The sequence below is a fragment of the uncultured Desulfovibrio sp. genome (assembly GCF_944324505.1).
In the GTDB taxonomy this organism is placed as follows: Bacteria; Desulfobacterota; Desulfovibrionia; order Desulfovibrionales; family Desulfovibrionaceae; genus Desulfovibrio.
The window spans coordinates 265,065-288,522 of the sequence record NZ_CALUWO010000002.1 but is presented as its reverse complement, the minus strand read 5'-3'; the positions used below and the strand labels follow the sequence as shown (position 1 = coordinate 288,522).

Below are 23,458 nucleotides of genomic sequence, written 5' to 3'. Positions count from 1 at the left end.
GCGGGAATCATTCCATGCGCAGGGCGCGGGTCATGAGGCTGGCAGCGGCATCGGCGGGGGCGCACTGTTCGTAGAGCACGCTGTAGACGGCGGCGGTGATGGGTGCCTCCACTCCCAGCCGCCGGGACAGCATGTGCACGGCGGCCGTGGTCTTTACCCCTTCGGCCACCATGCCCAGGCTGGCGGTGATGTCATCCAGGCATTCGCCCCGGCCCAGGCGCAGCCCCACCTGCCGGTTGCGGGAGAGGTCTCCCGTGCAGGTAAGGGTCAGGTCTCCCAGGCCGGAAAGTCCCATGAAGGTCCGCTCCTGCGCGCCGCAGGCCACGCCCAGGCGGGACATTTCGGCCAGGCCGCGCGTGATGAGGGCTGCCCGGCTGTTGTTGCCCAGGCCCAGGCCGTCGCAGATACCGGCCGCAATGGCCATGATGTTCTTGAGGGCGCCGCCCAGCTCCACGCCCACCACGTCGGTGCTGGAATAGCAGCGGAACAGCGGGCCGGAGATGGCCTCGCGCAGCTGGCGGCCCAGGCTTTCGTCGCGACTGGCCAGCACCACGGCCGTGGGCTGGCCGCGCAGGACCTCGGCGGCAAAGGAGGGGCCGGAAAGCATGGCATAGCGCGCCCTGCCGGCGGGCAGCACCTCGGCCACCATGCGGCTGGGCGTGGCCATGGATTCGATTTCAAGCCCCTTGGCCGCATTGACGAGCACCGGGGAAGGATGCAGACAGGACTGATGCTCCCGCAGCCAGCCGCGCAGCTGCTGGCAGGGAATGGCCAGCACCACGCAGGGGGCGGACAGGGATTCGGAACGGGTGCTGGCCTTCAGGCCGGGGTGCAGGGGCAGGCCGGGCAGATAGCGGGGATTTTCGTGATACTGGTTGATGGATTCCGCCACATGGGCATCGCGCAGCCAGAGGGTCACGTCGTGACCGCGCGCGGCCAGCAGGTGGGCCAGGGCCGTGCCCCAGCTGCCGCCCCCGGCCACGCAGAAGCGTTGCATTTCAGACATAGCATTGATTCCAGCGGTTTGAGCGTCCGGAGTCGGGAAGGACGGCCCGGCGCGGGTGTATCCTGACGCATTTCGCGGGGATGGGCAAGGTCTCCGTCATGGCGCGCAGCAGGTCGTCATTGCCCCTTTTTCACGTATTTGTTACCGTTTTTTCACAGAATAGTTGCCGTATGCCGGGATAGTGGGGCGTTCCGCGGGAGATGCCCGGGCAGGGCTGCCAGGTCCTGCGGCATATGCCGGAAAAACGGAGGAGAGTCACCATGAACAGTAACGAGCCACGGTCCCCGTCCCCGGAGGCCCCGGCGGACGGGAACATGGCGGAAGCATCCGCAGAGGGCAGAAACGGACAGACCGGGGCGCCTGCCCCGCAGACAGCGCCGCGGGATGATCGGGAAACCGGCCCGGAAAACAGCCCGCGCGCCGGGAGTGCGGCAGAGGCGCCGGCCACGGCATGGCGCGAAGACGCACCATCTTCATCCCTTGAGGAGGCCCCGCTGGAGGCGGCGGATACGGAGCAGACAAGCATGAACGAGACCATGCCCCCGTTGCAGCATGACGAAAGCATCGCGGAATGTACCATGGAACAGGTGCAGGACCTGTCCTGTCCCGGTCTGTACATCAACCGCGAGATCAGCTGGCTGGAATTCAATTCCCGCGTGCTCGGCGAAGCGCTGGACACCAAGCAGCCCCTGCTGGAGCAGCTCAAGTTTCTGTGCATTTTCCGGAGCAATCTGGACGAATTCTTCATGATCCGCGTGGCCAATGTGCAGCGGCAGTACGAAAGCCGGGTGCCGCCCACCGGCCCCGACCGCACGCCGCCCTCGCGCCAGCTGGCGGAAATACGGCGCCGGACCCTGGCCCAGCTGGCCCAGGCCCAGGAACACTGGAACAAGTACCTGCTGCCCCATCTTCAGGACCGCGGCGTGCGCCTTGTGCGTTATTGCGATCTGACGCGCAAGCAGCAGAAGTTTCTGGACCAGTACTTTGCCGACGAGGTCTTTCCCGCGCTCACGCCGCAGGCCATCGACCCCAGTCATCCCCTTTCCATCATCTCGGGACTTACCCTCAACTTCCTGGTGCAGCTGGAGGACAGGCAGGGGAGCATACGCTATGCCCGCCTCAAGATTCCCAACAATTTCCAGCGCCTGGTCTTTTCGCCGCGCAACAAGGAAGCCAAGGGCTACGCATCGCTGGGCTTCTGCTCCAATACGCGGGACAATGACATCATCCTGCTGGAAACCCTGGTGCAGCAGCACCTGCCCATGCTGTTCCCGGGCATGCATATTCTCAATTCCTCCCTGTTCCGCATCACGCGCAATGCCGATGTGGAGATAGAGGAAGACGAGGCGCACGATCTGCTGGAGGCCGTGCGCGATCTGGTGGATCAGCGCCGTTTCGGGGATGTGGTGCGCCTGGAGGTGGCCCACTCCATGCCCGCGGACATGCGGCGCTTTCTCATGGACATTCTGGACATCAAGCCCTATCAGGTCTACCGGGTCAAGGGACCCATGGCCTTTTCCTCGCTCATGTCCCTGTACGGGCTGGACCGGCCGGGCCTCAAGGATGAGCCGGTCTATCCTTCCATGCCGCCGGCCTTTCTGGATGAAAACCGGGATGCGGTGTTCAATGCCATCCGCTCGCAGGACATGCTGCTCTTTCATCCGTATCAGAGCTTTGTGGCCGTGCAGGACTTTGTGCGGCGCGCCAGCGAGGACCCCGGCGTCATTGCCATCAAGCAGACCCTGTACCGCGTGGGCCGGGATTCGCCCATCGTGCATTCCCTCATCGAGGCGCGGCGGCGGGGCAAGCAGGTCACGGCGGTGGTGGAGCTCAAGGCCCGCTTTGACGAAGCCAGCAATATCGGCTGGGCGGAGGAGATGGAAAAGGCCGGCGTCCATGTGGTCTACGGCATTCCGGGCATGAAGATTCATGCCAAGCTCTGCCTGGTGGTGCGCCGCGAGGCACAGGGTGTGCGCCGCTATGTGCACATCGGTTCGGGCAACTACAATCCGTCCACGGCCAAGATTTACAGCGACATGGGCCTGCTGACCGCGCACAAGGGTATCTGTTCGGAAGTGAGCGAGCTGTTCAATGTCATGACCGGCTACGCCGTCAAGGATGACTACCGCTATCTTCTGGTGGCGCCGCAGGGCATCCGCCGCGGGCTGGTGGCCGGCATCCGCCGCGAGGTGGAGCGCCACAAGGTCCATGGCGACGGCCTCATTGCGCTCAAGTGCAATCAGCTTGTGGACAAGGTCTGCATCCAGGAGCTGTACAAGGCGTCGCAGGCCGGGGTGCGCGTGCGCATCCAGGTGCGCGGCGTGTGCTGCCTGCGCCCCGGCGTACCCGGCGTGAGCGACAATATCGAGGTATCGTCCATTGTGGGGCGTTTTCTGGAGCACGTGCGGCTCTACTATTTCCACAATGGCGGCGATGCCGTGCTGTATATGGGCAGCGCCGATATCATGCCCCGCAATCTGGACCGGCGCATCGAGGTGCTGACCCCCATTCTTGACCCCGTGCTGCGTGCGGCCGTGGTCAAGGATGTGCTGTGGCCGCATCTGGACGATCCGCGGGCCTACGAATTGCAGGATGACGGAAGCTACGTGCGGCGGCCGGGGCAGCGCGGCACGGAAGTCCAGTACCGCATGCTGGAAAAGTACGGCTGTCTCGGCCAGTAGGCAGCGGGAGAACGAGGAACGGCAATGACAAAAGCAACACAGCAACAGCGGGAAGCCCCGGCGCAGCCGCAGACGGCGCTGCCTGCGGGCATGGACGCCTCGCTGGAACATGGTCGGCGGGTGGCCCGCTTTGCCCAGGAACTGTTCCAGGCCACCGGCAGCCTGCACGGTCTGGACGACATGTGGGGCGAGGTGCTGACCTGGGCCGCCCGTCTGCATGACGTGGGCTGGATCGGCGGGCAGCGGCGGCATCACCGCCGCAGCGCGGCCATGATACGGGAAGATGCCGTGCCCGGCTACCACGTGCCCGACGCCATCCGCGAGGAAGTGGCCCTGGTGGCCCGCTATCATCGCCGGCGTGCGCCCTCGCGCCGCCAGAAGCGCTTTCGCGCGCTGGATCCCGGCGCACAGCGCGCCGTATGCTGTCTGGCCGCCCTGCTGCGTCTGGCGGACGCGCTGGACTACAGCCACAGCGGCGCCGTGCAGCAGCTGGAAGCCCGCGTGGAGAACACGGCCCTTGTGCTGTCCGTGGTTTCGCCACTGGGCTGCTATGAAGAACTGGAGCGGGTCAGAAAAAAGGCCGCGCTTTTCCGTCGTGTTTTTGGCATGGAGGTAACATGGCAATGCAGGGAGCTATCCCGGGCCTGACCCGGATAACGGGTATCATTGATCTGGGCAGCAATTCCGCGCACCTCATGGTGGTGCGCACCGCGCCCAATGGCGTGCATTCGGTGCTCAACCGGGTCAAGCACATGCTGCGTCTGGGGGAAAATGCCTTCCAGTCCCGCCAGTTGCAGGAAGAAGCCATGCAGCGCGCCTTTCATGTGCTGCGTTCCTTTGGTGCCATGTGTGCTTCCTACGGCGCACAGGAAATCATCACCGTGGCCACTTCGGCCGTGCGCGATGCCAAGAATGCCCAGGACTTCATCCGCCGGGCCTATGACAATACCGGCCTGGCCGTGACCATCATTTCCGGGCAGGAAGAGGCCCGCCTCATCTATCTGGGAGTGTCCAGCGGCCTGCCGCACAGCCTGTCCCAGCGTCTGTTCATGGATATTGGCGGGGGCAGCACCGAACTGGTGGTGGGCAATTCCGTGGAATACAGCTCCCTGGATTCGCTCAAGCTGGGCTGCGTGCGCCTTGACAATCAGTTCTTGCAGGGCCGGGAAGCGCCGGTGTCCGAAGCGGAATATGAGGCCATGCGCCACTATGTGCGCATGGAGGCCTCGCACAGCCTGAAGCGCGTGCAGTCCTTTGAGATCATGGAAGCCGTGGGCAGTTCCGGCACCATCGAAACCCTGCATGCCCTGGGGCACCGGCTGGAAACCGGCTCTGCGCCCGGCCCGGACCAGCATACCCTGAAGCTGGAAACCCTGCGCCGTACCGCACAGCATATCTGTGCGCTGCCCCTGTCCCGGCGCAAGGAGCTGCCGGGGGTCAGCCCGCGCCGTGCGGAAGTGCTGGTGACCGGGGCGGCCATTCTTCAGGCGCTGCTGGAAGAGCTGCACATGTCCGAAATGCTCGTGAGCCACCGGAATATTCTGGACGGCATCCTTGTGGACCAGCAGCGCCGCTGGGGCCAGGGGGCGGAACCCGGTCTGGGCGGCATCCGCGAGCAGAGCGTCATGCGTCTGGCCCGGCGCTGCGCCTTCGAGGAGCGCCATGCCCGGCATATGCGCAATCTGACCCTGCAACTGCACGATTCCGCCGTGGAATGCGGCTGCCTGAAGGAGGATGCCCAGGCCCGTGAACTGCTGAGCTATGCCGCGCTGCTGCACGACATCGGCATTTTCATTGCCTATTCGCGTCATGCCGCCCACAGCCACTACCTGATCCGCAATACGGAACTGCTGGGCTTTACCCAGGACGAAATCGAATTCATGGCCCGGCTGGCCCTGCTGCACAGCAAGGGGCCGTCCCGCAAGTTGCAGGAAGGCGGTGAAGCCCTGGGCGAAAATCTGCGGACGCGCCTGCGCCCCTTTGCCCTCTTTCTGTCGCTGGCAGAAAGCCTGGACCGCACGCACTGCCAGAACGTCTATACGGCCATCTTTTCGCGCCACGATAACGGCAAGGGGCTTGCCCTGCACATCATGGGCCGCGGAGCCTGCCCTGTGGAGCGCGATGCCATCAAGGATGCGGACAAGCTCGTCCGGAAGGGGCTGGACAAGGAGGTCAGCATCCGTTTCGACAGCCATGGCGACTAGCGCCGGGGCACAGCCCGGCACAACGGACAGAAAAAAAGGCGGACCGCCATGGCGGTCCGCCTTTTTGGGCATATTGCCCGTTGCGCAGGCCCTATTGGGGATCAAAGCCGATGTCGGCAATGGCCTTGCGCAGGGCGTCCATATCCACAGGGGCGCTTTCCTCAAAGCGCAGTTCCTTGGCCGTCAGGTCCACGCAGGGAGCGCTCACGCCCGGAATGGCGGCAGCGGCCTTTTCCACGGCGGCCTTGCAGTTGGGGCAGTGCATGCCCTCGATTTTCAGTATTTTCATGGCGACTCCTTTGTGCAGAACGATACGTATTGATTTTCAATTTCATTGGAGGCACACTTTTTTGTAGCGCTCTCCCGGGGGAGCGTCAAGGCTGCCCCCCGGGAACTTCTGTCGCAGGAGGCAAACATGGCAGCGGAAGAAACATTGTGTTCCCTGCGCTATGACATTACAGGCATGCACTGTGCGGCCTGCTCGTCACGCATCGAACGGGTGGTAGGCCGTATGGACGGTGTGGCAAAGGTTTCCGTGAATCTGGCCACGGCCAAGGCTCAGGTCTGGGTACCGCGCGGGCGGGAAAAGGCCCTTTCGCCCGAAATCATGGCCAAGGTGGCCACGCTGGGCTTTGGCGCCACGCCCTCGCAGGCGGAGGACCCGGCCCGGCAGATGGCCGAAAGCCGCAGGCAGGCGGCCGCAGACCGGCGGGCACGGCTGGGCAGGCTGCTGCCCATGCTGCTCTTTGCCCTGCCGCTGCTGGTGCTGAGCATGGGGCACATGCTGGGCATGCCCCTGCCTGCCTGGCTGGAGCCGCATCAGTCGCCGCGGGCCTTCATGCTGGTGCAGCTCTGTCTGACCCTGCCCGTGGTCTGGCTGGGCCGGCATTTCTATGTGGAGGGTCTGCGTTCGCTGTGGCGGCGGGCGCCCAATATGGACAGCCTGGTGGCGGTGGGCACAGGAGCGGCGCTGCTCTTCAGTCTGGGCAATACCCTGCTGGGGCTGGCGGGCAGCCAGCCTGCGGACAGGGCCATGAACCTCTACTATGAATCCTGCGCCGTCCTGCTGACCATGATCGAGCTGGGCCAGTTTCTTGAGGCCACGGCCCGGCAGAAGGCCGGCGACGCCATGCGGGCGCTGCTGCGCCTCACGCCCGACACGGCCCTGCGCCTGGAGGAAGACGGGAGCAGCCGCGAGATCGCCCTGGGCGACGTGCTGCCCGGCGACCGCCTGCTGGTGCGCCCCGGCGCGCGCATTCCCGTGGACGGCGAGGTGCTGGAGGGCAGCAGTGCCGTGGACCTTTCCCTGCTCACGGGCGAATCCGTGCCCGTGCCTGTGACCGCAGGGGACGAGCTGGTGGCCGGCAGTGTCAACGGGCAGGGGCCGCTGACCATGCGGGCTGTCCATGTGGGGCAGGATACCCGCCTGGCCCGTATCATCCGTCTGGTGCGCGAGGCTCAGGGCAGCAAGGCGCCCATTGCACGGCTGGCCGACAGGGTGAGCTTTTTCTTTGTGCCGGCGGTCATGCTGCTGGCCCTGCTGGCGGGCCTGGGCTGGCTGCTGTTCAGCGACGAACCGGTCAGCACGGCCGTGACGGTCTTTGTGGCGGTGCTGGTCATGGCCTGCCCCTGCGCCATGGGGCTGGCCACGCCCATGTCCATCATGGTGGGCACCGGGCGCGGGGCACAGCTGGGGGTGCTCATCAAGAACGGGGCGGCTCTGGAACAGACCGGCCGTCTGGATGTTATTGCTGTGGACAAGACCGGCACCCTGACCACGGGCAAGCCCGTGCTCATGGCCCTGGAGCGCTGCCTCGGGGCGCCGGACGCCCTGGACGAGACGGCTTTGCTGGCGCTGGCCGCCTCGCTGGAAGGGCGGTCAGAGCATCCGCTGGCCCATGCGCTGGTGACGGCCGCCAGGGAGCGGCAGTGCCCTGTCTGCCCTGTGGAGGACGTGGAGGTGCTGCCCGGCCTGGGCATTGCGGGCAAGGTGACCCTGCATGATGCGGTCTGGCGCGTGGCCGTGGGCAGCATGGCCTTTCATGCCCGTCTGGGCCTGGAGGCAGATGCCGCCCTGCCCCGGCGGCTGGAGGCCATGGCCCAGGAAGGGCATACGCCGCTGCTGCTTTCCGTGGCGCCCGCAGGCACAGAGGCGGCCCCGTGCCCGGCGGCGCTGCTGGCCCTGGCCGATGCCCTGCGTCCCGAATCGGCGGCAGTGCTGCGCCGCCTGCGGGACATGGGCCTGCGCGTGGTCATGCTGACGGGCGACAATGCGCGCACGGCCCAGGCCGTGGCCCGCAGGGCTGGCCTGTCGCCCGACGATGTGCAGGCCGGCCTGCTGCCGCAGCAGAAGGCTGAGCATATCCGCGCCCTTCAGGCACAGGGGCACGTGGTGGGCATGGTGGGTGACGGCATCAACGATGCGCCGGCCCTGGCCGTGGCCGATGTGGGCATGGCCGTGGGCAGCGGGGTGGACGTGAGCGCCGAGGCCGGGGACATTGTGCTCATGCGTGACGGCATGGAGGCCGTGCTGGTAGCCCTGGCCCTTTCCCGGGCCACCTTGCGCAACATCCGTCAGAATCTGGGCTGGGCCTTTGGCTACAATATCATCGGCCTGCCCGTGGCTGCCGGCCTGCTGCACGTTTTCGGCGGCCCCATGCTGTCGCCCATGATTGCCGGCACGGCCATGGCCCTGTCGTCCTTCTCCGTGGTGAGCAATGCCCTGCGTCTGCGCTTTTTCCGTCTTGACGGGGCAGACGGGCAGGGGAGCGGACGGCAGACGAGTTGACACGGAAGGGGACGGTGCCTACCTTTTGCCTATTCATACCATAAAAACGCCGCCGTGTGCGGCAGGAGAAAATACATGCCTCTGTGCACCATTCCCGAAGCCATTGCCGAGCTGAAACAGGGCAGGATGATCATTCTGGTGGACGATGAAGACCGCGAGAATGAAGGCGACCTGACCATGGCTGCGGAGTTCGTGACCCCTGAGGCCATCAATTTCATGGCCAAGTTCGGGCGCGGGCTCATCTGTCTGCCCATGGCTCCCTATATGGCAGACCGTCTGGAGCTGCCGCTCATGACCCAGCGCAACGGCTCGCGTTTCGGAACCAATTTCACGGTGTCCATCGAGGCCCGCGAAGGAACCACCACCGGCATTTCCGCCGCGGACCGTGCCCGGACCATCAGCGTGGCCGTGGCCGATGGCGCGCGCCCCGAGGATATTGTGACGCCCGGTCATGTCTTTCCCCTGCGCGCCCGGGCCGACGGCGTGCTGGCCCGTGCCGGCCAGACCGAAGGCAGCGTGGACCTGGCCCGTCTGGGCGGCCTCAAGCCGGCTGCCGTCATCTGCGAGATCATGAAGGATGACGGCACCATGGCCCGCATGCCCGATCTGGAGGTCTTTGCCGCCGAGCACGGCCTGAAGATCGCCGCGGTGAAGGACATCATCCGTTACCGCATGGAGCGGGGACAGGTGTCCGTCAAATGCGTGGCCAAGGCCCATCTGCCCAGCCAGTTCGGGGATTTTACCATCTGCGCCTACGAGAGCGAGCGGGAACCCGGAACGCATATTGCCCTCATCAAGGGCGACATCAGCGGGCCGGAACCCGTGCTGGTGCGTGTGCACAGCGAATGCCTTACCGGCGATGCCCTGGGATCGCTGCGCTGCGACTGCCGGGCACAGCTGGCGGCGGCCATGTGCCAGATCGAAAAGGAAGGGCGCGGCGCGCTGCTCTACATGCGGCAGGAAGGCCGGGGCATCGGGCTGAGCAACAAGATACGCGCCTATGCCCTGCAGGATCAGGGCTATGACACGGTGGAGGCCAACCGCAAGCTAGGCTTCCCCCCGGACCTGCGCGACTATGGCACCGGCGCCCAGATTCTGGTGGACCTGGGCATTCACAAGGTCCGTCTGCTGACCAACAATCCCAAGAAGATCGTGGGGCTTTCCGGCTACGGCATCGAGATTGTGGAGCGTGTGCCCATCGAGGTGGATGCCTGCCCGGAAAACGAGGACTACCTGCGCACCAAGAAAGAAAAGATGCATCATCTGCTGACCCATATCTGCGGCCATCATTAACCGTCCGCGGGCGTGCCCGGAGAATGCCGGGAATGTCCGTTCCGTCTGCCGCGAGAGATGGCGGGTGCCTGCCGCAGGGCGCCCGCCATTTTTCTTGCTTTCCGTACAGGAGGCGCCATGCGCTGCTATCAGGTTTCCGGCACGGACCCGGCCTGCAATCTGGCTCTGGAAGAAGTTCTCTTTTCCCGCCTCGGGCCACAGGAGCCGGGCATTTTTCTGCTCTGGCAGAATGCCCCCGCCGTCATTGTGGGCCGTCATCAGAATACCCTGGAAGAAATCGACCGTCCCTGGCTGCTGGCGCAGGGCATTCCGGTGGTGCGGCGCAATACGGGGGGCGGCGCTGTCTATCACGATCTGGGCAATCTCAATTTTTCCTTCATGGAATACGCACCGGAGCGCAGGCGGGTGGACTTCGGCCGTTATCTGCGGCCGGTCTGCGCCGCCCTGGAGGAACTGGGCGTTCCGGCCGTCATTACGGGGCGCAACGATCTTGAGGCGGGAGGCCGCAAGATATCGGGCAGTGCCCAGTGCCTGCGGCAGGGGCGCGTGCTGCACCACGGGACCCTGCTGGTGGACGTGAACCTGGAGCACATGACCGCGGCCCTCAGTGTGGACCCGGAAAAATACCGTTCCAAAGGCGTGGCTTCGGTGCGGGCGCGTGTGGCCAATATCAGCGAGTTCTGGCAGGAGGGCAGCAGCATGGCCCGGCTGCGCGCGGCGCTGGCGGCCTGCTGCGCCCCCCATGGTCCGGCACAGGAGGTGCCGGCGGAGGTGCTGGCCGAGGCCGAAGCCCTGGCCGACCGCAAGTATCGCACCTGGGAATGGAACTTCGGCGCATCGCCGGCCTATACCGAGCGGCGGCGGCAGCGCTTTGCCTGGGGAACGGTGGATGTGCGCCTGGATGTGGTCCGCGGGGTCATCCGTTCCTGCCATGTGAGCGGCGATTTCTTTGCCGTTGCCGAGGTGGAAGACCTGGAGCGGCGCCTTGCGGGGGTGCGGCATGAGCCGCAGGCGCTGGAACAGGCCCTGGAAGGCCTGGACTGGGAGGCGCACTTCAGCGGCTGCGATGCGGCGGTCATGCAAAAATTCTTCACGTACAGGTGAAGAAATAGAAACCGTTGCAAAACGCCCTCCTACTTGAGAAAGGCCGTTTTTTCAGGTACGCTGCGGAAAAAAAGAAAAAGCCGTCACCTGTCCTTTGCGGGGCGGGTGACGGCCTCATGATTTAACCGCCGTTCCCCACCGTTGTTCGGCGCAGAAAGAGGAGCTGCCATGTCCGAAGAACTTCGCAAAACGCCGCTGTGCGCGTGGCATGAGGCCCACGGCGCCAAGATGGCGCCCTTTGCCGGCTGGCTCATGCCCATACAGTATGAAGGCATCCTGGTGGAACATCAGCATACCCGCAGCGAGGCGGGCCTGTTCGACATCTGCCACATGGGTGAATTCCTCATTTCGGGCGAAGGCGCGGCCGAGGCCCTGGCCGCTGCCGTCAGCCACAATCTGGCCACCCTCAAGGAGGGCAAGTGCCGCTACGGCTTCATTCTCAACGAAAAGGGCGGCGTCATGGATGACTGCATCATCTACCGCTTTGGCGCCGATTCCTTCATGATCGTGGTCAATGCGGCCTGTGCGGCCACGGACTACGCGGCCCTGCGCGCCCGTCTGCCCCAGAGCATCCGCCTTGAGGATGTGTCCGACGCCACCGGCAAGGTTGACCTCCAGGGACCCCGCTCCCTGGACGTGCTGGAAGCCGTGCTGGGCGAGAACTTTCATGATCTGGGCTATTTCAGCTTCCGCCGCACCACGTGGCAGGGCGTTTCCCTGCTGGTGAGCCGCACGGGCTATACCGGCGAGCTGGGCTATGAACTCTATGTGCCTGCCGACAAGGTTCTGGCCTTCTGGGAAACCCTGCTGCAGGACAGCCGCGTCAAGCCCGTCGGTCTGGGCGCGCGCGATACCCTGCGTCTGGAAGCCGGTCTGCCCCTCTACGGGCATGAGCTGGACGAAAACCACAGCCCTGCCGAGGCCGGCATGGGCCGCATGCTCACCAGCGAAGCCCCCTATGTGGGCCGGGAGGGTGCGCAGCAGGTGTGCCAGAAGCTGCTGCCCCTGCGCATTGACGGACGCCGCGCCGCCCGTGGCGGCGACGTGCTGACCCTGCCCGACGGCACGGAAGTGGGCGTGGTCACCAGCGGCTCCTTTGCGCCGTCCCTGGGCTGTGTCATTGCCTTTGCCTGGGTGGATGCCGCCCACGCCGACGCCGGGGAATACCGTATCAAAACGGCCCGTGCCGAGCTGGTGGCCAGGGTGGAGGAGCTGCCCTTCTACAAGAACGGCACGGCCCGCATCAAGCTGAAGTAGCTTTCGTTGCGCCGGCGGCCCGCCGCGGCGAGGCCCTCCCGGCGCCTTTTTTTCTGCAACGCAACCCTTCCAGTGGAGGAAACCATGTCCAATCCGACCGATCTGCTCTACAGCGCCAGCCATGAATGGGTGAAAGTCAATGGCGAGGATGCCGTGGTGGGCATTACCGACTTTGCCCAGGAAAGCCTGGGCGACATTACCTACGTGGACCTGCCCGCCGTGGGCGACAGCGTGACCGCCCAAAGCGAATTTGGTTCCGTGGAATCCGTCAAGGCCGCCAGCGACCTCATTTCTCCCGTGAGCGGGGAAGTGGTGGCCATCAATGACATGCTGGCCGACTCCCCCGAAAAGATCAATGCCGAAGCCTTTGGCGAGGGCTGGCTCATCCGGGTGAGGCTGTCCGCCGCGCCCCAGGGCCTCATGGACGCCGCTGCCTACGAGGAACACTGCAAAAACGAACAGCACTAGGTCGTGACCTGCCGTCGGCCAGCGGGGCAGAGCAGCCTGCCGCCCCGTGCCCTGTTCCGCCCGCGCCCGCGCCTGCCGGAGCAGGGCAGGCCCCAGGCTCTCGCACAAGGAGGATCCCATGCCTTTCATTCCTCACACGCCCGAAGAGACGGCGGAGATGCTCTCCGTTGTCGGCGTGCGCACGCTGGATGACCTGTTTGCGGACATCCCGCCGCAGATGCGTCCCGCGCACTTTGACCTGCCCAAGGGCCGGAGCGAAGCTGCCGTGAGCAGCTATTTTGAAAAGCTGGCTGCCAAGAACCGGGCGGACATGGTGTCGTTTCTCGGGGCGGGCTTCTATGCCCACCGGGTACCGGCCGCCGTGGATGCCCTGGCCGGCCGCAGCGAATTCTACACGGCCTATACGCCCTATCAGGCCGAATGCTCGCAGGGCACGTTGCAGGCCATCTTTGAATACCAGACGGCCGTGAGCCGCCTGCTGGACATGGAATGCGCCAATGCTTCCGTCTATGACGGTGGCACGGCCCTGTTTGAAGCCTGCATGACGGCCGTGCGCGTGAGCCGGCGCCATGTGCTGGTGGTGGATGAAGGCGTCAATCCCTTCTGGCGCGCCCAGCTGGCCACCTATACGTCCGACCTGGCGCTGGAAGTGAAGGTGGTGCCCCACAAAAACGGCCGCAGCGACAAGGACGCCCTCATGGCGGCCATCACGGACCAGTGCGCGGCCGTGGTGGTGCAGAACCCCAATTTCTTCGGCGTGATCGACGACTATACCGAGCTGTTCGCCCATGCCCGCAGCAAGAAGGTGCTGAGCATCATTTCCGTCTACCCGGTCATGCAGGCCGTGCTGCGGACCCCCGGCGAAATGGGCGCGGACATGGCCGTGGCCGAAGGCCAGAGCCTGGGGCAGGCCCTGAGCTTCGGCGGTCCCTATCTGGGCATCATGACCTGCCGCAAGGAGCATATCCGCCAGTTCCCCGGCCGCATTGCCGGCCGGACCACGGATGTGGACGGCAAGATCGGCTATGTGCTGACCCTTCAGGCCCGCGAGCAGCATATCCGCCGGGCCAAGGCCACGTCCAATATCTGCTCCAATCAGGCGCTGTGCGCCCTGCGTGCCCTCATCTACCTGTCCCTCATGGGGCCGGAAGGGCTGAGCCGTCTGGCCGAAAACAATATGGCCCTTGCCCGCTACGCGGTGCAGCGCCTGACGGCCCTGCCCGGCGTGAGCCTGCTCAATGATGCGCCCTACGGCAATGAAGTGGCCCTGCGGCTGCCCGTGCCGGCGGCGCCGCTGGTGGAACGCCTCTGCCGCACCGGCTGCGTGCCCGGCTATCCCGTGGGCCGCCACTATGCGGGCATGGACGACGTGCTGCTGCTGGCCTGCACGGAAAACAATTCCCGCGAGCAGATCGACGCCCTCGCACAAACTCTGGGAGGCCTGCTGTGAAAACCATTTTTGCCAAATCCGTAACAGGCCGTCACGAGGCCGGCCTTGTGCTGGACCTGGCCGAAGACGCTCCCCGCGCCGCGGACATGCTGCCCGCAGGGCTGCTGCGCAAGCAGGCGCCCCGCCTGCCCGAATGCTCCGAGCTGGACGTGGTGCGTCACTTTACGGCCCTTTCCCATCTCAACTACTGTGTGGATGCCAACTTCTACCCCCTTGGCTCCTGCACTATGAAATACAATCCCAAGTTCACGGAACAGGCCGCCGGTCTGCCCGGCTTCAGCCGCCTGCATCCCCTGCTGGCCCAGCTGGATGCCGGCAGCGTGCAGGGCGCTCTGGAGGTACTCTATGAGGTGGAGCAGTGGCTCTGTGAGCTGACGGGCATGAAGGCCTTCACCCTGCAACCCATGGCCGGCGCCAATGGCGAATACACGGGCGTCAAGCTCATTGCGGCCTATCACAAGGCCATGGGCCGCAAGCGCACCAAGATGCTCATTCCCGATTCGGCCCATGGCACCAATCCGGCCTCTGCGGCGCTGGCGGGCTTTGAGATCGTGAACATCCCGTCCCGCGACGGCATGGTCGATCCGCAGGCCCTGGCCAAGGCCATTGCCGAGCATCCCGATGATGTGGCCGGTCTCATGATGACCTGCCCCAATACCCTGGGCCTCATCGAAACCCATCTGGCCGATATTGTGGCCGAACTGCGCAAGGTGGATGCGCTGCTCTACTATGACGGCGCCAACATGAATGCCATCATGGGCAAGATGCGCGTGGGCGATGTGGGCTTTGACGTGGTGCACCTCAATGTGCACAAGACCCTGTCCACCCCGCACGGCGGCGGCGGCCCCGGCGCCGGTCCTGTGGGCGTGAGCGAACGCCTGCTGCCCTTCCTGCCCGTGCCGCGCGTGGTGCGTCACGAGGACGGCACCTATGGCATGGAAGCGAACCTGCCTGCCTCCGTGGGACACATCGGCCCCTTCTACGGCAGCTTTGCCGTGCTGGCCAAGACCCTGGCCTATATGATGCGCCTGGGCGGCGAGGGCCTGACCCGTGCCTCCGAATACGCGGTGCTCAATGCCAACTATCTGCGCAAGCGCCTTGAAGGGGTGCTGGACATTCCCTTTGACCGCATCTGTGCGCACGAGTTCGTGGCCTCCGCTCCCGAAGGGCTGCGTGCCCTTGACATTGCCAAGGGCCTGCTGGATCGCGGCATCCATGCGCCTACCATCTATTTCCCGCTCATCGTGCGGGAATGCCTCATGGCCGAACCCACGGAAACGGAAAGCAAGGAAACCCTGGATCAGTATGTGGCCGCCCTTGAAGAGATTGTGGCCCAGGGCAAGGCCCATCCCGATGAGCTGGCCCAGGCGCCGGTGACCACGCCCATCCGCCGTCTGGACGAAACCACGGCCGCCCGCCACATGGTGCTGACGGAAGACATGGCCTAATTCTGACACCAGACACGTGAAAAAACGCTGACGGGGGAGGGGAAACCTTCCCCCGTTTTTTCATGCGCGTCGGCCTGTGCGGCAGGTCCTGCCAGCGGGAAATGCCCTGCTGCGCTGCCATGGCGGGACGCTGCTGCCTGCAAAAAAAACGGGCCGTCCCGCATGCGGGGCGGCCCGGTCCGTTGTGGCACGGGGGGCGGCTAGCGCAGCTTTTCCAGCACTTCTTCGTCCATGCCGTAGCAATGCTCCGGCGCGGGAAAAGTGCCGTTCTGGACGGCCTGGGCATAGGCATTGAAGGCCTGCTGCATGGTCTCGCCGCCTTCGGCAAAGTGGCGCACAAACTTGGGGGAAAGGCCGCTGACCATGCCCAGCATGTCCTGCCAGACCAGCACCTGCCCGTCACAGTCCGGGCCGGCGCCGATGCCGATGGTGGGCACGTTGACACGCTGGCTCACAAGGCGGGCCAGAGGGGCCGGCACGCATTCCAGCACAATGGAAAAAACGCCGGCCGCTTCCAGGGCGCGGGCATCATCCAGCAGTTTCTGGGCAGCTTCGGGGGCCTTGCCCTGGACCTTGAAACCGCCCAGCGCATTGATGGACTGCGGCGTCAGCCCCAGATGGCCCATGACCGGAATGGAAGCCCGCACCATGAGGCGGATATGCTCGGCAAAGTCTGCCCCGCCTTCCAGCTTGACGGCCTGGGCGCGTCCTTCCTTGAGCAGGCGTCCGGCATTGGCGCAGGCCTGTTCCGGCGAAAGGTGATAGCTCATGAAGGGCATGTCGCAGACAATGAGCGGCCGCGAGGCGCCCCGGGCCACGGCGGCGCAGTGGTGGATCATGTCCTCCATGGTGACGGAAAGGGTATCGGCATAGCCCAGCATGACCATGCCCAGCGAATCGCCCACCAGCAGGGCATCGATCTGGCAGGCATCCATAAGTCTGGCCGTGGTGTAGTCGTAGGCCGTGAGCATGCTCAGTTTGCGCTGCCCCTTGGCGGCGCGGAAGGAAACGGCAGTGGTTTTCATGAGTTGACCTCCTCGTGAGCAGGGTTATGCCGCGCATGCGGCAGAACCGGCAGCCTGCCCCCGCCCCTTGCGCAGGCAGGGCAGGGCAAACGAAAGCAGAAGCCGCCCCGCCGGCATGGCGGACCGGCCGGGGCGATCACGCCCGCTGCGGGTCGTGGCTGCGCTGGGCAAAGCCCATGAGCGCATGCACCAGCTTGGCGGCCGTGAAGTCCGCATGATGCAGGCCGGCAATGGGCGCCAGCTCCACCACATCCAGGCCCACCACCGTGCGGCGGCCGGCAAGGCAGCGTTCCACCAGTTGCAGGGCCTCGTGCCAGAAGAGGCCGCCGGGCGAAGGCGTGCCCGTGGCAGGCATGAGCGAGGCATCCAGGCCGTCCACGTCAAAGGTGATGTAGAGACGCTGCGGAAATTCCGGCGGCAGGGGCGAGACGGGCAGGCCGTGGCGGGCCAGATGGGCGGCATCATAATGGATGACATTATGGCGCAGGCGCACATCGCCCTCTTCCCGGCACATGTCGCGCACGGCAAACTGGGCCAGCGGCAGGCCGAGATCGGCCACGGCCCGGTGCATGACCGAGGCATGGGAATAGATGGACCCCTCATACTGAGGCCGCAGGTCGGCATGGGCATCAAACTGCACCACGCCGAAGGTCTCGCCCGTGGCGGCGGCGCGGGCAGCCAGCGCCCGCAGAGCGCCGAGGGTTACCGTATGCTCGCCGCCCAGCAGCACGGGCAGGGCGCCGGCATCCAGTGCCCGCCGGGTGGCGGCCTCAATGCGGTCCAGCACCGTTTCCACAGGGGCGTCACAGTCCACGGCCGGGGCCGTGTACAGGCCCTGCTCGCCCGGGGCGCTGATGCCGTCCCAGGCTTCCAGCTGCTGCGAGGCGTCCAGAATGGCCGCAGGGCCGCGGCGCGTGCCGGCCCCGTAGGAAACGCTTTGTTCCAGCGGCACGGGAATGATGTGAAAGGCGGCGTCTTCCGGCCGGGAAGGAGTGTATTCGCTGGCAAGAAAGGCAGACTGGGGCATGGTTCCTCCGTAGGCGTGCAGGTCAGGGGCAGGGGACGCTCCGCCTGACATAAAAGAAAGCGCCGCACTTGTCCATGAAGCCGCGGCCGCGCGGGGAAACAAAAACGGCCCGTCAGGGGAAACGGGCCGTTGGTTTGAAAACTGTCAGGAAGAAAGGAAGGTACTTCAGGCGTAGCATACAGCATGCCAATACGAACAAGATGTATAACTCTTGAAAAATGCTGTATTTTTTCAAAAAATACTGCCGCTGTGCCGTTAAAGATATTGAACGCTTTCCGCCTCGGGCCGGCAGCGGGCCGCAGGAGCGAACAAGATTTTGTACAGGCAGCAGGGGAACGCCCCCGCATCAGCCCCGTTTTGCAGAGACAGGCAGGCGTTCTAGCAGAATCAGGCTTTCGGCGCGTCCGGGACCGGGCAGGCGGTTGGCATCACGGCAGTGGAGTACGCGCCAGTGGCGCGGCGGCAGGGCGGCCACACGCTCCAGAATGGCGGCTTCTTCTTCCGCGCCGCCGGTATTGCCGGTATAACAGTGCAGGCTGATGCAGCCCTGCGGGGCCAGGCGCGGCACAAGGGCATCCAGGGCGGCCACGGTGGTGGCGGCCTGCGTGAGGCAGGTCTTGTCCCCGCCGGGCAGCCAGCCCAGGTTGAAGACCGCCGCCATGAGGGGGCGCTGGCGGTCTTCCCGGGGCAACGTTTCCCACAGACGGGCAAGGTGCTCGTGCCCCTGGCAAAAAAATTGAACCCGCACGTCCGGCCGGGAGATGCCGGCCAGGCGTGCGCGTGCGGCGTCCAGGGCCTGCGGCTGCACGTCCAGACCCAGCAGCAGGGAGTGGTCCGGCGCACAGCGCAGCAGAAAGGCGCAGTCATGCCCATTACCCAGGGTGGCGTCCAGCAGCAGGGGGGCAGCGGCGGCCGCAAGGGCGCGCCGCAGGGCGGCATGCACCAGGCTGTCCAGCAGGCTGGCGCGGGTGGGGCGCAGGGATGCCTCCGACGGGCCGGGCAGGCACATCAGCACGGGTCCCGCAGGTCGCTTTGCACGTCCTGGGCCGTGAGGCCGTCCACATGGGCGGGCGCCGCAGGGTCCGTATCCGCGCCGGCAGCCCGGGCGGCCATGGCAGGCCGCAGGGCCTGGTCCACCTGTTGCAGCAGGTCCGGCCGCGTGCGCCACTGGCCGAACTTGATGCGCCAGTCCGCAAAGTCGTGATAGGTGCGGTCCAGCACGGTTTGGTGCTCCTGCAACCAGTTGTGGAAAAGCTGGAGCCGGGCCTGGAACTGCGGGCTTTCCAGCAGGCCGGCGGCCATGCCCTGCGGCAGGCGGCTGCCGTCCAGCTCGTCAATCAGGTAGCGGCATACGGCATTGCGGGAGGTGGCAAAGCCGGCTTCCTGGCCGTCCACCAGACGGATCAGGGGAAAGAGGGCCGGCTCGCGCCGGGACAGGTCCTGCCGTTCCTCCTCTGTCAGGCGCACGCCGACGGGGCTGTCCCCGTTGTCGGCGGAAGGGCTGTCCTGCAGATCACGCAGAAAATAGAAGCGCAGCCAGCTTTCAAACATGACGGCTTCCAGAATCAGGTCAACGGCATCCTGCGGGCCGGGAAATGACGTCATGGGGAGCCTCCTTGCGGAAATGGGCTGAAGTGTACGGTGCCGGAGGGGCCGGCGTCAAGGCGGCGGTGCCGGCCTGGCACAAGGCTGTGGCGGGCCGGCGGGCTTTATGCTAGCCTGTTTGCATGATTGATTATGCCAAAGCGCTCAACGAGGCCCAGTATGCGGCCGTGACCTGCGGAGACGGCCCGGTACTTGTGGTGGCCGGTGCCGGCAGCGGCAAGACCCGGACCATCACCTACCGTCTGGCCTGGCTGGCGGAACACGGCGTTGCGCCGGAATCCATGCTGCTGCTGACCTTTACGCGCAAGGCCGCGCAGGAAATGCTGCACCGGGCGGGGCTGCTGTCCCGTCAGGCGCTGGCCCAGGTGCAGGGCGGCACCTTTCATGCCTTTGCCTACGGCATCCTGCGGCGTTTTCGTCCGCCCTGGCTGGGGGACCGCCCCTTCACGGTCATGGACGGGGCAGACATTACCGCAGCCGTCAAGGCCTGCCGGGACGAACTGGGCGTGGGCAAGGGGGATCGTTCCTTTCCCAAGACGCAGGCCGTGGTGGGCCTGCTGAGCAAGGCGCGCAACAAGGAACAGTCCCTGGAAGACATCCTGCAACGCGAGGCCTTTCATCTGCTGCCCTATGCCGAGCAGCTCACGGCCCTGGGCGAGGCCTATGCGGCCTATCGCCGGGAAATGGGCGTGCTGGATTATGACGACCTGCTCTTTGAGCTGGAAGACCTGCTGCGGCACAATGAGCAGGCCGCCCGCCTGCTGCGCCAGCGCTACCGGCATATCCTGGTGGACGAATACCAGGATACCAACCGGGTGCAGGCCCGCATCGTGCGGCTGCTGGCCGGGCCAGAAGAGCAGGGGGACGCACCGGGCAACGTCATGGCCGTGGGAGACGAAGCCCAGTCCATCTATGCCTTTCGCGGCGCCGATGTGCGCAATATTCTGGATTTTCCCAGGCTCTTTCCCGGCACGCGCATCATCCGTCTGGAAGAAAACTACCGTTCCACCCAGCCCATCCTGTCCGTGGCCAACAGCCTGCTGGAAAACGCGGCCCAGTCCTTTCGCAAGACCCTCTACACGCGCCGGGAAGGGGGAAATCCCGTGCGGCTCGTGGCCCCGCTCAGCGACAAGTCGCAGGCCCGGCTGGTGGTGGAGCGCATCCGCGAGCTGCTGGCCTTTCATGCGCCGCACGACATTGCGGTGCTGTTCCGGGCGGGCTTTCATTCCTTTGCCCTGGAAATGGCCCTCAATCAGGCGGGCATTCCCTTTCGCAAGTACGGCGGCCTGCGCTATACCGAGGCGGCCCACGTCAAGGATGTCATTGCCTATGCCCGCCTGCTGCTCAATCCCCTGGACATGCCCGCCTTTGAACGTATGGCGGCCCTGCATGAGGGCATCGGCCCCAGGACGGCCCGGAAACTCTATGATGCCATGGTGTCCGGCCAGCCGGAGCGCCTGAAAAAAGCCTTTGCCCGGCATGCGGGCTTTTATGAGGATATCCGCTTCATCAACGAGCTGCGCGCCCGCAATCAGTCGCCGTCCGTGACGCTGGCCGCCATTCTGGAGCATTACCGCCCCCTGCTGGAGGCCGGCTATCCCGAAGACTGGCCCCGGCGGCAGCAGGCCCTGGAAGAACTGCTGCAGATGGCTGCCGACCAGAAGGACCTGGATGTCTTTCTGGCCGAGCTGGCCCTGGAATCGCCCGAGGAGGACGAAAGCGATGCCGGGGAGCGCATCACCCTGTCCACCATCCATTCGGCCAAGGGCCTGGAATGGGACGTGGTGCTGCTCATTGATCTGGTGGAGGACCGCTTTCCGTCCCGGCATGCCCTGGCCCGCCCCGACGATTTCGAGGAGGAGCGCCGCCTCATGTACGTGGCCTGCACCCGTGCCCGGCAGCAGCTGGACCTGTATGCGCCCTCGTCGCTGTACAGCCGGGCGGAACAGGGCATGACCCATGTGAACCAGAGTCCCTTTGTGCGGGAGCTGCCCTCCGGGCTGGCGGAAACCTGGTGCGAGGAATACGGCGGCCAGTTGCGGCGGGTCCGGCAGTCTTCCCCGGAAGACATGCCTGCGGCACGGGCGGCGGCGCCCCGCTCCGCCTTTGGCGGCGGCCGGGGCCTCCGGCGTACCGTCGCCATGCCGGAGACGGCGGCCGATGACGACAGCCAGCTTTCCCCGGAAGAAGCCGCGGAAGTGGCCGGACGCCGCCAGGCGGCTCCGGCGGCCACGGCTGCGGGCGCGAAGGGCGCACTGCCGCAGGGCTACTGCCGGCACCGCATTTTCGGGCGCGGCAAGGTGGTGCGCCTCATGCCGCCGGACAAGGTGCAGGTGAATTTTCCCGGCTTCGGCCTCAAGGTCATTCTTGCGGAATATCTGCTCATGGAGGACGACTGATGCCCCAGCATACTGCCGGCGCTCCGCTTTCCGAGGACGCCATCCTGAAAATTCTGGCGCGTCATTTCCCGGCCACGCATCCTTCCCTGCTGCTGGGCCGGGGGGATGACTGCGCCATTCTCAAGGCGGAACAGGCGCTCTGTGTCAGTTCGGACCTTTTTCTGGAGGACGTGCACTTTCGCCGGGCCTATTTTTCGCCGGAAGACCTGGGGCACAAGGCGCTGGCCGTCAATATCAGCGATGTGGCGGCCTGCGGCGGCCGTCCCCTGGGCTTCACCCTGGGGCTGGGCCTGCCGCGGGATGTGGACGTGCCCTGGCTGGAGGCCTTTTTCGGCAGCATGGCCGCACTGGCCGGCAAATATCGCATGGTGCTGGCCGGCGGCGATCTGTCCCGTGCCGACCGGCTGCACATCAGCGTGACCGTCTGGGGCGAGGCCATTTCCGCCGGAGCGCCCTTTCTGCTGCGGGGCGGCTCCCTGCCCGGTGACAGTCTGTTTCTGGTGGGCCTGCCCGGTCTGGCCCGTGTGGGCCTTCAGGAGCTGGAAGCCCAGGGCCGTGCCGCTCTGGCGCAGTGGCCCGCGGCCTGCGCCGCCCATCTGCGTCCCGAACCGCAGGTGGATGCGGGCCTCATGCTGGCCCGTCTGGGTCTCAATTCCCGCCCGCCGGCGCTCATGGACCTTTCCGATGGCCTCATACGCGATCTGCCTCGTCTGCTGGGACATACGGGCGAGCTGTGCGAGGGCGGCGAGGGGCGCCGGAACAGGCTGGGCGCCTCGCTGCTGCTGCCGCAGGGCCTGCTGCATCCCGAAGTGGTGCGCCATGCCCTGGAGCAGGGCAAAAACCCTGTGCACGAGGCCCTGCTGGGCGGGGAAGACTACTGCCTGCTGGGTTCCTGCGCCCCGGACATCCTGCCCATTCTGCATACGGCCATTCCCGGTTTTCACAGCATCGGCGTCATCACCGACAGCGGCAGCATCGACTGCAACAATGAAAACCTGGATGAGCTGCACGGCTTTGACCACTTTGCCGCGGAGGATGCCTGATGCCGTCCCTTACGGTTCCGCCTGCGGACACGCTGCCGCAGGACCTGGTGCAGGACATGCTGTTCTGCTGCCGCGAGGCCTGGCTGGGCGGCGGCCTGCTGGGCTTCAACGGCAATGCCAGCTGCCTGTGGGAAAGCGAGGACGGCCCGCGCCTGCTCATGACCCGTTCCGGCGTCTGCAAGGGGCGCATGACCGCCGCGGACATCTGCCTGCTGGATGCCCGCAGCGGTGCGCTGCTGGCCGGCGGACCGGCCTCGTCGGAAAGCGCCATGCATCTGGCCGTCTATGCGGCCCGCCCGGACTGCCGGGCCATTCTGCATACCCATCCGCCGCGCCTGCTGGCCCTGGGGATGCGGCTGGCCGGTCATATGGAAGATTTTCTGCGCCTGCCCCTGTTTGAGTCCCAGGTCTGGCGTGCCCGTCTCGGGGTGGCGCCGGCACAGGCTCCCGGCAGCCAGGCCCTGGCCTGCGGCGTGGCGGAAGCAGCCAGACAGCACCCCGCCGTGTGGATGTGCGGGCACGGCCTGTGCGCCTGCGGCGGCAGCCTTGCCGAGGCCCTGGGGCTGACGGAGCAGCTGGAGCATCTGGCAACGGTGCAGCTGCTGGCCCTGGGGGCAGGAGGTCCGGCCCCGGCAGGGCACGGATAGCGCTCCGGGGGCA

At 65.7% G+C, this 23,458-nt stretch carries 19 protein-coding genes; 13 read left to right on the top strand and 6 right to left on the bottom strand.

The window, feature by feature from the left end; genetic code table 11:
• Positions 1 to 7 precede the first annotated feature (7 nt).
• Positions 8 to 1,006: an NAD(P)H-dependent glycerol-3-phosphate dehydrogenase gene (locus tag Q0J57_RS03930; RefSeq protein ID WP_297217290.1), complete on the bottom strand. Its 999-nt coding sequence runs from the start codon at positions 1,004 to 1,006 to the stop codon at positions 8 to 10.
• A 314-nt stretch (positions 1,007 to 1,320) separates the two neighbouring features.
• Between Q0J57_RS03930 and ppk1 the strand changes: the two genes are divergently transcribed.
• Genes ppk1 through Q0J57_RS03915 form a run of 3 tightly spaced genes read left to right on the top strand, consistent with a single transcriptional unit; the run spans position 1,321 to position 5,891 of the window.
• Positions 1,321 to 3,687, top strand: coding sequence for a polyphosphate kinase 1 (gene ppk1, locus Q0J57_RS03925; protein ID WP_297217288.1), 2,367 nt, complete (start codon positions 1,321 to 1,323; stop codon positions 3,685 to 3,687).
• A 24-nt stretch (positions 3,688 to 3,711) separates the two neighbouring features.
• Complete coding sequence (locus tag Q0J57_RS03920) at positions 3,712 to 4,335, top strand: HD domain-containing protein (RefSeq protein WP_297217286.1); 624 nt, start codon at positions 3,712 to 3,714, stop codon at positions 4,333 to 4,335.
• Positions 4,305 to 5,891, top strand: a complete 1,587-nt coding sequence (locus Q0J57_RS03915) for a Ppx/GppA phosphatase family protein (RefSeq protein ID WP_297217285.1) — start codon at positions 4,305 to 4,307, stop codon at positions 5,889 to 5,891. Before Q0J57_RS03920 ends, Q0J57_RS03915 begins: the two co-directional genes overlap by 31 nt.
• 91 nt (positions 5,892 to 5,982) lie before the next feature.
• On the opposite strand, the gene Q0J57_RS03910 is transcribed toward Q0J57_RS03915, so the two are convergent.
• Complete coding sequence (locus Q0J57_RS03910) at positions 5,983 to 6,180, bottom strand: heavy metal-associated domain-containing protein (protein ID WP_297217283.1); 198 nt, start codon at positions 6,178 to 6,180, stop codon at positions 5,983 to 5,985.
• 126 nt (positions 6,181 to 6,306) lie between these two features.
• On the opposite strand from Q0J57_RS03910, the gene Q0J57_RS03905 reads away from it, so the two are divergent.
• The 7 genes from Q0J57_RS03905 (at position 6,307) to gcvPB (ending at position 15,699) form a co-directional block, all read left to right on the top strand.
• Positions 6,307 to 8,679, top strand: coding sequence for a heavy metal translocating P-type ATPase (locus Q0J57_RS03905; protein WP_297217281.1), 2,373 nt, complete (start codon positions 6,307 to 6,309; stop codon positions 8,677 to 8,679).
• A gap of 75 nt (positions 8,680 to 8,754) precedes the next feature.
• The gene (locus Q0J57_RS03900) at positions 8,755 to 9,972 is read left to right on the top strand and encodes a bifunctional 3,4-dihydroxy-2-butanone-4-phosphate synthase/GTP cyclohydrolase II (RefSeq protein WP_297217278.1); all 1,218 of its coding nucleotides are present in this window, start codon (positions 8,755 to 8,757) and stop codon (positions 9,970 to 9,972) included.
• Positions 9,973 to 10,089: 117 nt separating this feature from the next.
• A complete protein-coding gene (locus Q0J57_RS03895; RefSeq protein WP_297217276.1) occupies positions 10,090 to 11,076 on the top strand; it encodes a lipoate--protein ligase in 987 nt (328 codons plus the stop codon).
• A gap of 168 nt (positions 11,077 to 11,244) precedes the next feature.
• Positions 11,245 to 12,333, top strand: a complete 1,089-nt coding sequence (gene gcvT / locus Q0J57_RS03890; protein ID WP_297217274.1) for a glycine cleavage system aminomethyltransferase GcvT — start codon at positions 11,245 to 11,247, stop codon at positions 12,331 to 12,333.
• Between the two features lie 84 nt (positions 12,334 to 12,417).
• Entirely contained in the window at positions 12,418 to 12,801 is a 384-nt protein-coding gene (gcvH, locus tag Q0J57_RS03885) for a glycine cleavage system protein GcvH (RefSeq protein WP_297217272.1), read from the top strand.
• A gap of 118 nt (positions 12,802 to 12,919) precedes the next feature.
• Positions 12,920 to 14,251 carry an aminomethyl-transferring glycine dehydrogenase subunit GcvPA gene (gene gcvPA / locus Q0J57_RS03880; protein WP_297217270.1) on the top strand — a complete coding sequence of 444 codons (1,332 nt, stop codon included), beginning with the start codon at positions 12,920 to 12,922 and terminating at the stop codon, positions 14,249 to 14,251.
• Complete coding sequence (gcvPB, locus tag Q0J57_RS03875) at positions 14,248 to 15,699, top strand: aminomethyl-transferring glycine dehydrogenase subunit GcvPB (RefSeq protein ID WP_297217268.1); 1,452 nt, start codon at positions 14,248 to 14,250, stop codon at positions 15,697 to 15,699. The genes gcvPA and gcvPB overlap by 4 nt, the downstream gene beginning before the upstream one ends.
• Before the next feature lie 200 nt (positions 15,700 to 15,899).
• Here the strand turns inward: gcvPB and panB are convergent, their stop codons facing one another.
• The 4 genes from panB to Q0J57_RS03855 form a co-directional block, all read right to left on the bottom strand.
• Positions 15,900 to 16,724, bottom strand: coding sequence for a 3-methyl-2-oxobutanoate hydroxymethyltransferase (gene panB, locus Q0J57_RS03870; protein ID WP_297217266.1), 825 nt, complete (start codon positions 16,722 to 16,724; stop codon positions 15,900 to 15,902).
• 136 nt (positions 16,725 to 16,860) lie between these two features.
• The gene (speB, locus tag Q0J57_RS03865; protein ID WP_297217264.1) at positions 16,861 to 17,751 is read right to left on the bottom strand and encodes an agmatinase; all 891 of its coding nucleotides are present in this window, start codon (positions 17,749 to 17,751) and stop codon (positions 16,861 to 16,863) included.
• A gap of 346 nt (positions 17,752 to 18,097) precedes the next feature.
• Positions 18,098 to 18,760, bottom strand: coding sequence for a class I SAM-dependent methyltransferase (locus tag Q0J57_RS03860; protein ID WP_297217262.1), 663 nt, complete (start codon positions 18,758 to 18,760; stop codon positions 18,098 to 18,100).
• Positions 18,760 to 19,356 (bottom strand): hypothetical protein, encoded by a 597-nt coding sequence (locus Q0J57_RS03855; protein ID WP_297217260.1) that lies wholly within the window; start codon positions 19,354 to 19,356, stop codon positions 18,760 to 18,762. Before Q0J57_RS03855 ends, Q0J57_RS03860 begins: the two co-directional genes overlap by 1 nt.
• Before the next feature lie 122 nt (positions 19,357 to 19,478).
• Here Q0J57_RS03855 and Q0J57_RS03850 point away from each other — a divergent pair, with 122 nt between their 5' ends.
• Genes Q0J57_RS03850 through Q0J57_RS03840 form a run of 3 tightly spaced genes read left to right on the top strand, consistent with a single transcriptional unit; the run spans position 19,479 to position 23,445 of the window.
• Positions 19,479 to 21,755, top strand: a complete 2,277-nt coding sequence (locus Q0J57_RS03850; RefSeq protein ID WP_297217258.1) for an ATP-dependent helicase — start codon at positions 19,479 to 19,481, stop codon at positions 21,753 to 21,755.
• Entirely contained in the window at positions 21,755 to 22,798 is a 1,044-nt protein-coding gene (gene thiL / locus Q0J57_RS03845) for a thiamine-phosphate kinase (protein ID WP_297217256.1), read from the top strand. The genes Q0J57_RS03850 and thiL overlap by 1 nt, the downstream gene beginning before the upstream one ends.
• Positions 22,798 to 23,445 carry a class II aldolase/adducin family protein gene (locus Q0J57_RS03840; RefSeq protein WP_297217254.1) on the top strand — a complete coding sequence of 216 codons (648 nt, stop codon included), beginning with the start codon at positions 22,798 to 22,800 and terminating at the stop codon, positions 23,443 to 23,445. Before thiL ends, Q0J57_RS03840 begins: the two co-directional genes overlap by 1 nt.
• Positions 23,446 to 23,458 lie beyond the last annotated feature (13 nt).

Coding starts and splice junctions, on each gene's coding strand:
- Q0J57_RS03930 (WP_297217290.1), bottom strand. CDS start 1,006: ATGTCTGAAATGCAACGCTTCTGCGTGGCCGGGGGCGGCAGCTGGGGC.
- ppk1 (WP_297217288.1), top strand. CDS start 1,321: ATGGCGGAAGCATCCGCAGAGGGCAGAAACGGACAGACCGGGGCGCCT.
- Q0J57_RS03920 (WP_297217286.1), top strand. CDS start 3,712: ATGACAAAAGCAACACAGCAACAGCGGGAAGCCCCGGCGCAGCCGCAG.
- Q0J57_RS03915 (WP_297217285.1), top strand. CDS start 4,305: ATGGCAATGCAGGGAGCTATCCCGGGCCTGACCCGGATAACGGGTATC.
- Q0J57_RS03910 (WP_297217283.1), bottom strand. CDS start 6,180: ATGAAAATACTGAAAATCGAGGGCATGCACTGCCCCAACTGCAAGGCC.
- Q0J57_RS03905 (WP_297217281.1), top strand. CDS start 6,307: ATGGCAGCGGAAGAAACATTGTGTTCCCTGCGCTATGACATTACAGGC.
- Q0J57_RS03900 (WP_297217278.1), top strand. CDS start 8,755: ATGCCTCTGTGCACCATTCCCGAAGCCATTGCCGAGCTGAAACAGGGC.
- Q0J57_RS03895 (WP_297217276.1), top strand. CDS start 10,090: ATGCGCTGCTATCAGGTTTCCGGCACGGACCCGGCCTGCAATCTGGCT.
- gcvT (WP_297217274.1), top strand. CDS start 11,245: ATGTCCGAAGAACTTCGCAAAACGCCGCTGTGCGCGTGGCATGAGGCC.
- gcvH (WP_297217272.1), top strand. CDS start 12,418: ATGTCCAATCCGACCGATCTGCTCTACAGCGCCAGCCATGAATGGGTG.
- gcvPA (WP_297217270.1), top strand. CDS start 12,920: ATGCCTTTCATTCCTCACACGCCCGAAGAGACGGCGGAGATGCTCTCC.
- panB (WP_297217266.1), bottom strand. CDS start 16,724: ATGAAAACCACTGCCGTTTCCTTCCGCGCCGCCAAGGGGCAGCGCAAA.
- speB (WP_297217264.1), bottom strand. CDS start 17,751: ATGCCCCAGTCTGCCTTTCTTGCCAGCGAATACACTCCTTCCCGGCCG.
- Q0J57_RS03860 (WP_297217262.1), bottom strand. CDS start 18,760: ATGTGCCTGCCCGGCCCGTCGGAGGCATCCCTGCGCCCCACCCGCGCC.
- Q0J57_RS03855 (WP_297217260.1), bottom strand. CDS start 19,356: ATGACGTCATTTCCCGGCCCGCAGGATGCCGTTGACCTGATTCTGGAA.
- Q0J57_RS03850 (WP_297217258.1), top strand. CDS start 19,479: ATGATTGATTATGCCAAAGCGCTCAACGAGGCCCAGTATGCGGCCGTG.
- thiL (WP_297217256.1), top strand. CDS start 21,755: ATGCCCCAGCATACTGCCGGCGCTCCGCTTTCCGAGGACGCCATCCTG.
- Q0J57_RS03840 (WP_297217254.1), top strand. CDS start 22,798: ATGCCGTCCCTTACGGTTCCGCCTGCGGACACGCTGCCGCAGGACCTG.